A 13409-nucleotide genomic window follows, 5' to 3' on the forward strand; every position below is an offset into this window, starting at 1 on the left:
AACATGCTTTTTGCTCTTTTGTGCAACGACAAGCCCGATCATCTGCAAGTGCGACTTGATACGCGTCCGGCCCATCTCGACTATCTCAAATCGCTGGGTGATGTGCTGAAATTCGCAGGCCCATTCCTTGGTGAAGATGGCAAGCCAAATGGCAGCCTCGTCGTTGTGGAAGCCGCCGATAAGGCAACAGCTGAAAAGATCGGCGCGAATGATCCTTACGCACTGGCTGGCCTTTTTGCTGATGTGACCGTGCGCCCATGGAACTGGGCGATCAACAATCCAGCAAACGCATAAGGGCAGGTCATGGCTTACTGGCTGTTCAAGTCTGAACCATTCAAATGGTCATGGGAAATGCAAAAAGCCCGTGGCGAACAAGGCGAACAGTGGGACGGCGTGCGCAACTATCTGGCACGCAACAACATGCGCGCCATGAAGATCGGCGACAAAGGCTTTTTCTACCATTCCAACGAAGGTCTGGAAGTGGTCGGCATTGTCGAGGTCTGTGCGCTTTCGCATCCTGACAGCACCACAGACGATCCGCGTTGGGATTGCGTGGACATAAAGGCTGTGCGCGATATGCCGAAGCCGGTGACGCTCAAAGATGTGAAAGCCAATCCGAAACTCGAAAAGATGGCGCTCGTCACATCCATGCGCCTTTCGGTGCAGCCGGTAACGGAAGACGAATGGATTGAGGTCTGCCGCATGGGCGGATTGGACGCTAAAGATATTTAATGCATGTTGCGGAAAAGTGGAGACCGGTTTTCCGATAACGACATGCACAATGAGAAAAATTGATGCTTGATCCGGCACATAAGGCGACGCGCGATTTCATATTGACCAATACAGGCCTGCAAGCACCGCCACATGTGCCGGAAATCAACCTCTATCTGGCCGATGAAGCCCACGACCTCTGGCATAAAACCGAGGAAGAACTGGCAACCATCGGCCTGCCGCCGCCTTTCTGGGCCTTTGCCTGGGCGGGTGGTCAGGGCGTAGCACGCTATATTCTCGATCACCCGGAAATGGTCTTCGGCAAAACTGTGCTGGATTTCGCTTCCGGCTCAGGTCTGGTTGCCATTGCAGCGATGAAAGCAGGCGCAGACAGCGTGCTTGCTTCCGATATTGATCCATTTGCGCTGCCAGCTATCGAAATCAACGCGGCTGCAAACAGTGTTACCATCACCCCGACACTCACCGATCTGATCAATCAGGATCATGGATGGGAAGTGGTGCTTGCCGGCGATGTGTTCTACGAAAAGCCGCTCGCAGATCGTCTGATCCCATGGTTTGCAAAGCTTGCCGCTCGCGGTGCCCACATCATCGTCGGTGATCCGGGCCGCGCCTATCTGCCCAAAGACCGGCTTGAACAGCTTGCCGTTTATACAGTGCCTGTCACACGAGCGCTTGAGGATGCCGAAGTCAAACGCACGACAGTCTGGGGATTCATATAACGCTTGTCGTTATCCCAAAACTGGTTCCCACTTTTGGGCGACAAGCTTGTCTAAGCAAACCGTTTGGCTCCAGCCACGCAGAGCACCACCACACCGGCAGTCAGCACCATACCCATACTAACCGGTTCACCGGCAATCGATGCGGCCAGCATCAGGCCAAAGAATGGCTGTAACAATTGCAGTTGGCCAACGGCTGCCGCACCGCCTTGCGCAAGCCCGCGATACCAGAAGAAAAAGCCGATCAGCATCGAGAATAGCGTCACATAGGCAAGTCCACCCCATGCCATGGCGCCGATGCCAGCCCATGTCTCAGGGCGTGTGAGAATGCTGAGCGGCAACATCACCGGCAGCGAGAAGACCAGCGCCCAGCAGATCACCTGCCAGCCACCCAGCCTGCGCGAAAGGCTCGCACCTTCTGCATAACCAAGCCCACAGGCAATGATCGCGCCGAGCATCAGCACATCGCCCAGTAACGTGGACTGAGAACCCTGCCCGTAAGCATAAGAAGCAACAATAGCGCTACCCGCCACAGAGAACAGCCAGAACAGTGGGCGCGGGCTTTCACCGCCACGCAAAACAGCAAATACGGCTGTCGCCAAAGGCAGCAGGCCAATAAACACAATTGCATGGGCAGAGGTCATGTGTTGCAGTGCAATGCCTGTCAGCAATGGAAAACCCACCACCACACCAAGCGCCACAACAATCAGCGAAACAACGTCATTTCGGCTGGGAAATGGCGCGCGGAAGGCGAGCAGCAGCGCAAGGCCCAGCAGCCCCGCAATCGACGCGCGCGTCATCGTTAAAAACGTCGGGTCTATATCGATCACCGCCAGACGTGTTGCGGGTAACGACCCACTAAAAATAAGAACACCGATAAATCCGTTAATCCAACCCGCAGTCTTGTTCATATGTGTTTTCGATCTGTTGCAGTTTCATGGAGATGATTCTGGCAAAGTGTCGTGAATTCGGCAAAATAAGCAGAGACAGTTTCCATACAATTTTGCTAAACTGTACTGATACGAAGGATGGTACAGATGATTTCAACAGGCCTGTTACGCAGTCTTGAAGCAGTGGAAGCCGCATATCTCGGTGGCAACAGCGAAGAGAAAACGACTGCTGAAAAAATCTCGCTCGTTGAAAAAGTCATGACGATTATTCGTGACCGTATTGCCGCTATGAGCCTCGCACCCGGAGCACGTCTGCCATCAATCCGCCGTCTGGCCGAAACCATGAATGTCTCGAAATCCACTGTGGTTGAAGCCTATGATCGGCTGGTAGCGGAAGGCGTTATTCAATCGCGCCGGGGTGCAGGGTTTTATGTATCTGAGCGCGGACGCCAGCCATTTACGGTTGCTGCAACCACACCATACAAAGACCGGCAGATTGATCCTTTCTGGGTCATGCGCCAATCTCTTGAAACGGATAACGAAACCTATAAGCCCGGTTGTGGCTGGCTGCCTGATCAATGGCTGCCGCTTGAAGGCATTCGTCGCGCCATGCGCACCATCGCACGCGATGAAGACAGCAATCTCGTCGCATATGGAGAGCCGCTCGGCTTTCTTCCTCTGCGCAATCATCTGGCGCGCAAACTGTCTGAACAGGGCATTGATATGTCCGGCGGCGATATCTTGCTGACCGATTCAGGCACACATGCTATCGATCTCATCTGCCGCTTTCTGCTGCAGCCCGGCGACACAGTGCTGGTCGACGACCCCTGCTATTTCAACTTTCAGGCTTCGCTTCTTTCGCATCGCGTCAAACTGATCGGCATCCCCTACACCCATACAGGCCCCGATCTGGAGGCCTTTGCCAAGGCCGCTGAAGAACAAGCGCCAAAGCTGTATATTTCCAATGCTGGGCTGCACAATCCGACGGGCGGCATCATGACGCCCGCCACAGCACACCGTTTGCTGAAGCTTGCCGAAATCCACGACATAAAGCTTGTAGAAGACAATATCTTTGGCGATTTTCATCCGTCACCAGCACCGCTTCTTGCCGAGCTTGATGGCTTTGACCGGGTGCTCCATATCGGTAGTTTCTCGAAGACACTCTCGGCCGCAGCGCGTGTCGGCTATATCGCAGGTCGTCGTGACTGGATCGACGGAATTACTGATCTGAAACTTGCGGCCTCATTCAGCAGCAACGTTCTGTCCGCCCAGATTGTGCACGCCCTGCTCACCGATGGAACCTATCGCCGCCATATCGACGGCCTGCGCGCTAAACTCGCTGACACCATGACCATGACGGCAAACCGGCTCAAAGCAATCGGGCTGGAACTCTGGACCGAACCGCAGGGCGGTATCTTTCTCTGGGCACGCTTGCCTGAAGGCATGAATTCAGGCCAGATTGCCCGTTATGCGCTTGAGAAGGGCGTATTGTTAGCACCCGGCGACGTCTTCAGCCCATCGCGCAGTGCAACCCGCTATCTGCGTTTCAACGTCGCGCAATCACTTGAGCCTTATATCTTCACCGTTCTCAGTGATGCCATGCGCGAAGCGCCTGCCTAACCCATTAGGTCGCTTACATCGAAAACAACTTCAAGCAAAAGCAATGCAGTCAGTCTGTGTGTGAGGAATATACTCGCCCCCTGTCTTTGAGGAGAGACATCGGGAGGAATAATCGTGAATGCACACCCAACAGGGATGATGGCCAGTCCGCGTCCTGAAGACGAAAAACTATCCGTCGCCGCCAATCTTGCCTATGGATTTCAGCATGTTCTAACCATGTATGGCGGCATTGTCGCCGTGCCGCTGATTATCGGTCAGGCGGCAGGCTTGAGCGCCAGCGAGATCGGTTTGCTGATTACCGCGTCGCTTTTTGCCGGTGGCGTCGCAACCGTCCTGCAAACCATCGGCATTCCATTTTTTGGCTGCCAGCTTCCGCTGGTGCAGGGCGTATCATTCGCTGGTGTTGCGACGATGGTTGCCATTGTCACCTCTGCCGAAACCGGCGAGGCAGGCATTCAGGTCGTGCTGGGCGCAGTGATAGCAGCAGCGCTCATAGGCTTTCTCATCACCCCAATCTTCTCACGCGTCACACGTTTTTTCCCACCCCTTGTTACAGGCATTGTGATCACCACCATCGGTCTCACTCTCATGCCGGTTGCCGCGCGCTGGGCGATGGGCGGCAACAGCAAAGCGCCCGACTTTGGCAGCATGGGTAATATTGGTCTTGCAGGTCTCACACTGCTAATCGTGCTTTTGCTCAGCAAAATCGGCAATGCCACGATCTCACGTCTTTCGATCCTGCTTGCAATGGTCATCGGAACAGGCGTCGCATGGTTGCTCGGCATGACAGATTTTTCGCGTGTAGCAGAAGGCCCGGTGATGGCCCTGCCCGAAATCTTCCATTTCGGCTGGCCGATTTTCAGCATCGCAGCAACGCTGTCGATGTTCATCGTAATTGTCGTGACACTGGTTGAAACCTCTGCCGATATTCTGGCGGTCGGTGAAATTCTGGGAACCAAGGTCAATTCCCGCCGTCTCGGCGATGGCCTGCGCGCCGATATGGCGTCGAGCATTCTCGCACCTGTCGTAGGCTCATTCACTCAGAGTGCCTTCGCACAAAATGTCGGTCTTGTTGCTGTAACAGGTGTGAAAAGTCGCTATGTGGTTGCCACGGGCGGGCTTATCCTGATCACGCTTGGTCTTCTTCCGGTGATGGGCCGTGTGATCGCCTGTGTGCCGCCAGCCGTGCTCGGCGGTGCCGGTATCGTTCTGTTCGGAACGGTTGCCGCAAGTGGCATCCGCACACTGTCAAAGGTCGATTATCAAAACAATATCAATCTGATCATCGTGGCAACGTCGATCGGCTTCGGTATGATTCCGATTGCAGCACCCGAATTCTATCACCATTTTCCGGCATGGTTTGAGACGATCTTTCATTCGGGCATCAGCTCAGCTGCATTGATGGCAATCGTGCTCAACCTGATGTTCAACGAGTTCAAAGCTGGCAACTCAAACCAGATGTCAGTCTTTGCTGAGGGCACGGAACGCATTATTCGCCACCACCAGATCGCAGAACTACATGATGGCGATTATATTCAGAACGGTAAACTCTACGATGTTGAGGGCAATGAAGTGAAAATCGTTCCGGCGGGGGCACACTAATTACCTGACAACACGAACAACCGTTCTATTGGTCAGATGCGGTAAGAGGCGCGCCATGTCGGCGCGCTTCAATGCTATACAGCCTTCGGTCGGCGTATAACCCCGACGCGCAAGATGAAAGAAAATCGCGCTGCCACAGCCACGTTTGCGCGGGCTGATATTCCAATCCATTACAATGCAGGCATCGTAAACGTCATCATTGCGCCACATCTTCTCGTGGCTTGGCTTAAAAGGAAGATGGACCGGACGATTGTAATTGGCGTCGTTGGGCGCATCGCACCAGCCATCGAGCTTGCGCACACGCTTCAACGGCAAAGGCGTGAGAGGCCATTGCCGGGCATCGCCACGACGATATCCATAAAGCAACCGCATGGAAGAAAGTGGCGTCGCACCGTCACCTTCGCGCTTGAAAGCGCTGATTCCCCCCTTGCCAAGCGCACATTCGAGCACCAAATTGCCAGCAGCAAGCAGGCCGCGCGTTTTATGGCCGGGCTTTGCCCGTACCTCGATGACGCCAATTCCGCGGTTGTTGTGATATTTGGACAAGCCTGCCTCCGTTTTCTGCCTGCTGGTAAAGTTTGGGTGATCGCCTGAAAAGCTGCTCTGTTTTTTCACGGCTTCAACTTGTCGCCATTAAATGTCATAAAACACGAACCACTATTTGAATCAAAGAGTAACGAGGACAGGCATGACAGGTCGCACAATACTGCTCGTGGACGATGACGAAGATCTCCGCTCCATCCTCGTAGAACAGCTGGAGCTATGCGAAGAGTTCCAGATTCTTCAGGAAGACAATGCCACCAAGGGCATTCAGACGGCGCGCAACGGCATTGTTGATCTGCTGATCATGGACGTTGGTCTGCCGGATATGGACGGTCGCGAAGCAGTCAAGCTGCTGCGTAAAGGCGGGTTCAAGGCGCCTATTATTATGCTGACCGGTCACGACACCGAATCGGACACGATTCTCGGTCTCGAATCAGGTGCGAATGATTACGTAACCAAGCCGTTCAAGTTTGCCGTGCTGCTTGCGCGTATCCGCGCGCAATTGCGCCAACATGAGCAAAGCGAAGACGCGACATTTATCGTTGGGCCTTACACATTCAAGCCGGGCCAGAAGCTGCTTCTCGATGAGAAGGGCAGCAAGATCCGCCTGACCGAAAAAGAAGCGGCGATCATCAAGTATCTCTATCGCGCTGGCGACAAGGTCATTGGCCGCGATGTGCTGCTTGAGGAAGTTTGGGGGTATAATTCTGGTGTCACAACACACACGCTGGAAACCCATGTTTATCGTCTGCGTCAGAAAATCGAGAAGGATCCATCCAATGCATCGCTTCTGGTTACAGAAAGCGGGGGATACAAACTTGTCCCATGATGGACAGCGCATGATGCGGGTGTCATGACAAGCTATGGCGCTCGATGACGATATCCGCATTCTCAGTTTAGTCAGCCTGTTCGAGTCTTTTTCACCCGAACAGTTGCGTCTGCTCGCTTTCGGCGCAGAACGTCTTGTGCTGCGTGCTGGTCGCGAATTATTCCGCGAAGGCCAGAGTGCTGATTGCGGCTATATTGTCGTATCGGGCAATATCAGCCTGTTTCACGATACAGACGAAGGGCGGGTCACAATCCGCCCCGTCGGCCCCGGCGCCATGCTTGGCGAAATGGCGCTGATTGCCCAAACCTCCCGTATGACCGGTGCGCTGGCTGAGGAAGAAACCGAAGTCATCCGCATCAGCCGCTCAGTGTTTCGGCGCATTTTGGAAGAATATCCGGAAGCTGCAGCCTCGCTACACGCGCATATCAGCAGAAACCTGCTGCAACTGATTGCCGATATTGAAAAAGTAGCACCTCAATTTGACGGCAACGACTAAGTCATAATTCAATGACCCGCTCGATACCTATAGCGTCGAGAAATGCCTGATCATGGCTCACCAGCAGCAGGCCACCCTCATAATCATTCAGTGCTGTTTCCAGTGCCTGAATTGAATCAAGATCGAGATGATTTGTCGGCTCATCCAGACTAAGCAGTTCAGGTCTGCGCGTTCCTGCAAGCACACACGCCAACGCTGCACGCAGCAATTCACCACCGCTTAAGCTACCTGCCAGACGTGACGCACTCTCACCACGAAATGAGAAGCGCGCCAAAGCCGAATGAGCATCATTATCACTGGAACCTTTGTTCAACCTGCGGAAATTCTCATAGAGCGTCGCATCTCGATCCATCAAGCTCATCTGCTGATCAAACACGGCAATAGACGCAAAGCGCTTCACCTCACCTGAAACAGGCTGCAAATCGCCCGTGATCAATCGCAACAGCGAGGTTTTGCCAGCACCATTTGCGCCGCGAATGACAATGCGTTCTGGCCCGACAATTTTCAGCGAGAAGTCCCGGATAACTGGACGCTCCGGTACTGGCCCGCCAGAAACATTGAGCATTTCCAGCATCACACGCCCGGAAGACGAAAGCGCAGCCTCAATATCAAAACGCATTGGCTTATTGCGTTCGACCTTGGCTTGCGCTTCACGCAACTGGTTTTGCGCGCGCTCTGCATTGCGCTCAGGAAGCAATTCACCACGACCGCCAGTCTTTTGCGCCTTATCGGCACGCGCATCCAGCAGCAGCTTGCTCATGCCCGCATCGGCGCGAGACTTTTTCCCTCGTGCATCGCTTTTTGCCTGCCGTTCGGCAGCTTCCTGCGCCTTGAGCCTGACCTGTTTCACATCGCGCTGCGCAAGCTCAAGATCACGCTGCGCCCCTTCCCGCTCTGCTTCCTTCCGCTCGTGATAGAAATCCCAGTTGCCGCCATAAAGCGTCAAAGCGCCTTGCGAAAGCTCGGCTATCGCATTCATTCCCCGCAACAATTCACGATCATGACTAACGACAACAGCAGCCCCCTGCCATTTCGCAAGCATGTCAGCGACAGCCTGACGACCATCGCGATCAAGATTGTTGGTGGGTTCATCGAGCAGAATAAGATCGGGCTTCTGAAACATTAAAGCTGCGAGTGCTGCCCGTGTCTGCTGCCCGCCGCTTAATGCTGAAAGCAGGGTTTGTGGCGCAAGCGAAAGCCCAAACAGCTGCAAGGCTTCATCAAAGCGCTGTGGCAACAGCCAGTCGGCCTGCTCGAAATCAGCATCAGTGCCCGCACCTGCTTCGATACGCGCAAGCATGTCAAAGGCAGCACCCGCCTCAAACAGATCGGCTACAGTCTGCTGACCATCACTGCCGATATTCTGCGCAAGCACACCAATCCGGCCAGTGCGCGCAACATTGCCACTTGCAGGCAACAACGCCCCGCTCATGATTTTCAGAAGGGTGGATTTGCCAATACCATTCCTCCCGACAAGTCCAATACGGCCTTCAGTGACGCTGAAATTGATACCGGAAAAGAGTGTGCGGCCATCAGCCGTGAGCGCGGAAATACCTTGTAGCGTGAGAAGAGAAGACATGAAGAACCCCGGAAACGTTGCAAACACTGGTCATTGAAAACAGTGCTGAACGATCCATGCTCTTATCTCCTCTTCTAAACTTCGCTCTATATAGGCTTGCGCGTTCGATTAATCCAGATTGAATGTCGCAATCACTGGTACGTGATCGGATGGACGATCCCAGCCACGCGCTTCGCGCAGAATTTGCAAGCCTTGCATATGCGCTTCCAGATCAGCAGAACCCCAAACGTGATCGAGCCTGCGGCCACGATCGGCTGCATCCCAATCCTTCGCGCGATAGCTCCACCATGTATAGATTTTCTGGTCTGCTGGAACAACCTGACGCATCAGATCGCTCCAGCCGCCTTTGACGCGAAGATCTTCAAGTGTGGTGGTCTCGATCGGTGTATGGCTGACGATTTTTAACAATTGCTTATGCGACCAGACATCGTTTTCCAGTGGCGCAATGTTGAGATCACCCACGAGGATCGACGAATTGCCATCCTGCCTGTCAGCAACAATCGCGCGCATCTCTTCAAGGAAACCAAGCTTGTGCGCAAATTTTGGATTGATTTCCGGGTCCGGCTCATCGCCACCCGCCGGCACATAGAAATTGTGAATGCGCAGTTTTTTGCCGCCTGCTTCGACGACCGCGCTTAAATGACGGCAATCGCCCATTTCGCAAAAACCGACCTTTTCAACGTCGCTCAGCGGCCGTTTTGAGATCGTTGCAACGCCGTGATAGCCCTTCTGGCCACTGATCGCGATATGCTCATAACCAAGCGCACGAAAGCCTTTGGAAGGAAACTGATCGTCGGGACATTTTGTTTCCTGAAGGCAGAGAACATCCGGCTGATAATCGCTTAAAAACTGCTCAACCAGCGGCATACGCAGGCGAACGGAATTGATGTTCCAGGTAGCAACAGAAAATGTCATGGAAATAAGACTCACAGCCATCAGAAGATGGCCGCGAACCTAACGATTTATCCGAAAAATGCAAATATCGAGCGTAAGATTTACTGGCCCTTGCGCTTCATCGCGATGCGCTGATAGTCAATCTTGAACATGTCGTCGGTAAAGCGAACGCCACTGCGAACATTAAACACCATGATCGTTGTGTCGAGCCCCTGCGCGTCAGTGATGGTCCATTGCTTAAGGTCCATGGTCTTGGGCTCAAACATCATGGTTATTTTTGAGTTTCCAAAAGCTGATTTGTCACCAACCACCAGTGTGGTCATGTCAGGGTCTTGTTTGACGCTCTGAAGGCGGCCGCCACCCAGATCAATCCGGTCAGCAAGAAGCATCCGCAAAGGCGTTGTGTTCAGCGCGTACATATCCCAAGTGTCGAGCTTGCGATTGTTGATGACAACCTGATTGCCATCGGAAATCACGCGGATTGGCGACTTGTCATAGTTGAAACGAATCTTGCCCGGACGTTCCAGATAGAATGTGCCGCCTGTCTGTTCACCCTTGGGGCCGAATTGAACAAATTCACCGGTCAGCGTCCGCAATGATGAGAAATGATCTGCGATCTGCTGTGCAGCGGCAGCACCGCTTGCGCCTTGTGCATGGGCTGCCACCGGCACCAAAGCCGGAGCCACAACACCAAGACTCAATGCTCCCAATCCGAGGACGGCCACTAAGCGGCTGGCTTTCATAAAGCTCGAAATACGGGAGATCATCATGAGCAAACTCTCTTTTTTCATCATTCTCTTAAAATAATCGGGCAGTTAGGCACGAGTGTGGCAACCATCAAGCCGATGAGATCCTGAGAATTAATAGTCGTCTTCTGTCGGCACAAGTATCTCGCGCTTACCCGCATGATTGGCAGGACCGACAATGCCTTCTTCTTCCATGCGCTCAATGATTGAAGCCGCACGATTATAGCCAATGCCCAGGCGACGCTGGATATAGGACGTTGAAGCCTTCTTATCGCGCAATACCACCGCAACAGCCTGATCATAAGGATCGTCGGAGTTTTCAAGGTTGGACGTTCCAGCCGGACCGCCACCTTCGTCTTCTTCCTCATCCTCGGTGATCGCGTCGAGATATTCCGGCACGCCCTGAAGCTTGAGATGCTGAACAATACGCTCAACCTCGTCATCGCCCACGAATGGACCATGCACGCGCTGAATGCGACCGCCACCGGCCATGAACAGCATATCGCCCTGACCAAGCAGCTGCTCAGCGCCCTGCTCACCCAGAATGGTGCGGCTATCGATCTTAGAAGTAACCTGGAAGGAAATTCGGGTCGGGAAATTCGCCTTGATCGTACCCGTGATCACATCGACCGATGGACGCTGCGTTGCCATGATTACGTGGATACCTGCCGCACGCGCCATCTGCGCCAAACGCTGTACTGTGCCTTCGATATCCTTGCCCGCAACCATCATCAGATCGGCCATTTCGTCGATAATCACGACGATATATGGCATTGGCTCCAAATCAAGCTGTTCGGTTTCATAGATCGCTTCGCCCGTGTTCCGGTCAAAGCCGGTCTGCACAGTGCGCGCGATGTTCTCACCCTTTTTCTGGGCTTCGCCAACGCGCTGATTGAAGCCGTCGATATTGCGCACACCAACCTTGGACATTTTGCGATAGCGGTCTTCCATCTCCCGCACAGTCCATTTGAGCGCAACCACCGCCTTCTTCGGATCGGTCACAACGGGCGTCAGAAGATGCGGAATACCGTCATAAATCGAAAGCTCCAGCATCTTCGGATCAATCATGATCAGGCGGCATTCTTTTGGTGTCATGCGATAGACCAGCGACAGGATCATCGTGTTGATCGCAACCGATTTACCCGAGCCCGTCGTACCTGCCACCAGAACATGGGGCATTTTTGCGATATCGGCGATGACCGGCTCACCATTGATGGTTTTGCCGAGTGCCAGCGCAAGCTTTGCTTTGGTTTGCTCAAAATCACGGCTCGCCAACATTTCGCGCAAATAAACCATTTCGCGCTTCTGGTTTGGCAGTTCGATGCCGATCACATTGCGCCCCGGAACAACAGCAACACGCGCTGCAATCGCGCTCATCGAGCGGGCAATATCGTCAGCCAAGCCAATCACGCGGGACGATTTGATACCCGGAGCAGGCTCAAGCTCGTAAAGCGTAACAACAGGCCCCGGCTTCACATTGATGATCTCGCCGCGCACGCCGAAATCTTCCAGCACACCTTCCAAAAGACGCGCATTCTGTTCGAGCGCTTCCTTGGACAGCGATGCATCGCGCTGCACAAGCTTCGGTTCAGCAAGGAAATGCAAGGATGGCATTTCAAATGCGCCACCATCTTTCAGGAACGAAGACTGCGCTTCACGCTGAATGCGCGCACCGCTCTTTGGTGCTGGTGCACGTTCAGCGATCCTCGCTTTAGAACGCTGCGGCGGTGCATCGTGCCACTCTTCACCGGCAAGCGGCATATCATCGCCATCACCATCCATATCAAATGGCGGTTCTTGCGAAGATGCGCCTCCAAAGCCCGGCTCATGGCGGGCACTGCCACGCGCTTCCGCACTGCGGCGTACCTGACGCATATCGCCATATTCATCTTCGCGCGGCTTGCGGCGGTTCATTCCGGTCAGACGTTTGAAAGTTGCAGTTGCGCTGTAAATTGTGTGGGTAAGAGAACCAACAAACGCAGAGAGGCCACCAGAAGGTGCTTCATCGTCTGCATCTTCATAATCCGAATAGTCATCTTCAGCCGATGCGCCGCGTTCGCTCGCGCCATCAGTCGCGGCGTTGCCTCGTCCGATGATCCCGCTTGCAAACAAGCACAGCCAAAGCGCCGGGAAAGCCAGAACCAGCGCAATGCCAGAAGCAATTGCGCCTTGCGGGAAGGAACCTAAAAAGATGCCGGGGATGCGCAGAACCAGATCACCGAAAACACCGCCAAGACCAATCGGCATCGGCCAGCTTTCGGGAACCGCAAAGCAGCTTGCTATGGCTGCAAACAGCAAAGCCGCGCCAAACCATGCGATACTGCGCTTTGCGATCCGGCCAATGCCACCGCGCGTCATCATTAGCAGCGACCAGACTGCAAGCGGCAAAAGTGCAGGAACACTGGCAAGGCCGAAGAACTGCATGGCAATATCGGAGAAGACCGCACCCGGATAGCCAAGCGCGTTGGTGACGGGATTATCCGTGGCGTGGCTGAGGCTGGGATCAGCCACATTCCATGTCGCAAGCGCGCCAACAGCCATCGCTGCCAGCGAAAGCAGCGCCAACCCAAAGAGGATATAGAACTGCCTGCGGAAGATATTGACCAGTCGCAGTCTATCTTCCGAAATCCGCTCGTCACGCAGCGGGTATGAGGGCGAATATCCTTGCCGCATAAAGCCTGTCCCGAACTATGGTTTGTTGCCCTCAGGCTTAAATGGCCCTGGGCGCAATGAATCGGGACGATCCTAGCCTTGCGATGGTT

13 protein-coding genes are annotated in these 13409 nt (G+C 54.0%); 7 read left to right on the plus strand and 6 right to left on the minus strand.

Annotated elements, in window-relative coordinates; genetic code table 11:
- Nucleotides 1–3 precede the first annotated feature (3 nt).
- The 3 genes from RI570_RS05545 to RI570_RS05555 all read left to right on the plus strand — a co-directional run bounded on the left by RI570_RS05545 (nt 4) and on the right by RI570_RS05555 (nt 1451).
- Nucleotides 4–294 carry a YciI-like protein gene (locus RI570_RS05545; protein ID WP_313827395.1) on the plus strand — a complete coding sequence of 97 codons (291 nt, stop codon included), beginning with the start codon at nt 4–6 and terminating at the stop codon, nt 292–294.
- A gap of 9 nt (nt 295–303) precedes the next feature.
- Entirely contained in the window at nt 304–732 is a 429-nt protein-coding gene (locus RI570_RS05550; protein ID WP_313827396.1) for an EVE domain-containing protein, read from the plus strand.
- 62 nt (nt 733–794) lie between these two features.
- Complete coding sequence (locus RI570_RS05555) at nt 795–1451, plus strand: methyltransferase (protein WP_313827398.1); 657 nt, start codon at nt 795–797, stop codon at nt 1449–1451.
- 50 nt (nt 1452–1501) lie between these two features.
- Here RI570_RS05555 and RI570_RS05560 read toward each other — a convergent pair whose 3' ends face one another.
- Nucleotides 1502–2359, minus strand: a complete 858-nt coding sequence (locus tag RI570_RS05560) for a DMT family transporter (protein ID WP_313827399.1) — start codon at nt 2357–2359, stop codon at nt 1502–1504.
- Between the two features lie 126 nt (nt 2360–2485).
- On the opposite strand from RI570_RS05560, the gene RI570_RS05565 reads away from it, so the two are divergent.
- On the plus strand, nt 2486–3958 hold the full coding sequence (locus RI570_RS05565) for a PLP-dependent aminotransferase family protein (protein ID WP_313827401.1): 1473 nt from the start codon (nt 2486–2488) through the stop codon (nt 3956–3958).
- Nucleotides 3959–4093: 135 nt separating this feature from the next.
- A complete protein-coding gene (locus RI570_RS05570; RefSeq protein ID WP_313828566.1) occupies nt 4094–5560 on the plus strand; it encodes a nucleobase:cation symporter-2 family protein in 1467 nt (488 codons plus the stop codon).
- On the opposite strand, the gene RI570_RS05575 is transcribed toward RI570_RS05570, so the two are convergent.
- Nucleotides 5561–6106: a L,D-transpeptidase gene (locus RI570_RS05575; RefSeq protein ID WP_313827402.1), complete on the minus strand. Its 546-nt coding sequence runs from the start codon at nt 6104–6106 to the stop codon at nt 5561–5563. It lies immediately after the preceding gene.
- 142 nt (nt 6107–6248) lie between these two features.
- Between RI570_RS05575 and RI570_RS05580 the strand changes: the two genes are divergently transcribed.
- Together RI570_RS05580 and RI570_RS05585 are read left to right on the plus strand one after the other, a co-directional pair.
- Complete coding sequence (locus RI570_RS05580; protein WP_250041544.1) at nt 6249–6932, plus strand: response regulator transcription factor; 684 nt, start codon at nt 6249–6251, stop codon at nt 6930–6932.
- Between the two features lie 34 nt (nt 6933–6966).
- Nucleotides 6967–7428, plus strand: coding sequence for a cyclic nucleotide-binding domain-containing protein (locus RI570_RS05585; RefSeq protein ID WP_313827403.1), 462 nt, complete (start codon nt 6967–6969; stop codon nt 7426–7428).
- A 1-nt stretch (nt 7429) separates the two neighbouring features.
- Here the strand turns inward: RI570_RS05585 and RI570_RS05590 are convergent, their stop codons facing one another.
- The 4 genes from RI570_RS05590 to RI570_RS05605 all read right to left on the minus strand — a co-directional run bounded on the left by RI570_RS05590 (nt 7430) and on the right by RI570_RS05605 (nt 13320).
- The gene (locus RI570_RS05590; protein ID WP_313827404.1) at nt 7430–9007 is read right to left on the minus strand and encodes an ABC-F family ATP-binding cassette domain-containing protein; all 1578 of its coding nucleotides are present in this window, start codon (nt 9005–9007) and stop codon (nt 7430–7432) included.
- A 108-nt stretch (nt 9008–9115) separates the two neighbouring features.
- Complete coding sequence (locus RI570_RS05595) at nt 9116–9922, minus strand: exodeoxyribonuclease III (protein ID WP_313828567.1); 807 nt, start codon at nt 9920–9922, stop codon at nt 9116–9118.
- 80 nt (nt 9923–10002) lie between these two features.
- Nucleotides 10003–10671 carry an outer membrane lipoprotein carrier protein LolA gene (locus RI570_RS05600; RefSeq protein WP_313827405.1) on the minus strand — a complete coding sequence of 223 codons (669 nt, stop codon included), beginning with the start codon at nt 10669–10671 and terminating at the stop codon, nt 10003–10005.
- 90 nt (nt 10672–10761) lie between these two features.
- Nucleotides 10762–13320, minus strand: a complete 2559-nt coding sequence (locus RI570_RS05605; protein ID WP_313827406.1) for a DNA translocase FtsK — start codon at nt 13318–13320, stop codon at nt 10762–10764.
- Nucleotides 13321–13409 lie beyond the last annotated feature (89 nt).

Origin of the sequence: Brucella pseudogrignonensis (assembly GCF_032190615.1) — a bacterium.
GTDB lineage: Bacteria > Pseudomonadota > Alphaproteobacteria > Rhizobiales > Rhizobiaceae > Brucella > Brucella pseudogrignonensis_B.

What these genes read in the sequence shown, in the direction of transcription:
- RI570_RS05545 (WP_313827395.1), top strand. Translation starts at nt 4, where the DNA reads ATGCTTTTTGCTCTTTTGTGCAACGACAAGCCCGATCATCTGCAAGTG.
- RI570_RS05550 (WP_313827396.1), top strand. Translation starts at nt 304, where the DNA reads ATGGCTTACTGGCTGTTCAAGTCTGAACCATTCAAATGGTCATGGGAA.
- RI570_RS05555 (WP_313827398.1), top strand. Translation starts at nt 795, where the DNA reads ATGCTTGATCCGGCACATAAGGCGACGCGCGATTTCATATTGACCAAT.
- RI570_RS05560 (WP_313827399.1), bottom strand. Translation starts at nt 2,359, where the DNA reads ATGAACAAGACTGCGGGTTGGATTAACGGATTTATCGGTGTTCTTATT.
- RI570_RS05565 (WP_313827401.1), top strand. Translation starts at nt 2,486, where the DNA reads ATGATTTCAACAGGCCTGTTACGCAGTCTTGAAGCAGTGGAAGCCGCA.
- RI570_RS05570 (WP_313828566.1), top strand. Translation starts at nt 4,094, where the DNA reads ATGATGGCCAGTCCGCGTCCTGAAGACGAAAAACTATCCGTCGCCGCC.
- RI570_RS05580 (WP_250041544.1), top strand. Translation starts at nt 6,249, where the DNA reads ATGACAGGTCGCACAATACTGCTCGTGGACGATGACGAAGATCTCCGC.
- RI570_RS05585 (WP_313827403.1), top strand. Translation starts at nt 6,967, where the DNA reads ATGGCGCTCGATGACGATATCCGCATTCTCAGTTTAGTCAGCCTGTTC.
- RI570_RS05590 (WP_313827404.1), bottom strand. Translation starts at nt 9,007, where the DNA reads ATGTCTTCTCTTCTCACGCTACAAGGTATTTCCGCGCTCACGGCTGAT.
- RI570_RS05595 (WP_313828567.1), bottom strand. Translation starts at nt 9,922, where the DNA reads ATGACATTTTCTGTTGCTACCTGGAACATCAATTCCGTTCGCCTGCGT.
- RI570_RS05600 (WP_313827405.1), bottom strand. Translation starts at nt 10,671, where the DNA reads ATGATGATCTCCCGTATTTCGAGCTTTATGAAAGCCAGCCGCTTAGTG.
- RI570_RS05605 (WP_313827406.1), bottom strand. Translation starts at nt 13,320, where the DNA reads ATGCGGCAAGGATATTCGCCCTCATACCCGCTGCGTGACGAGCGGATT.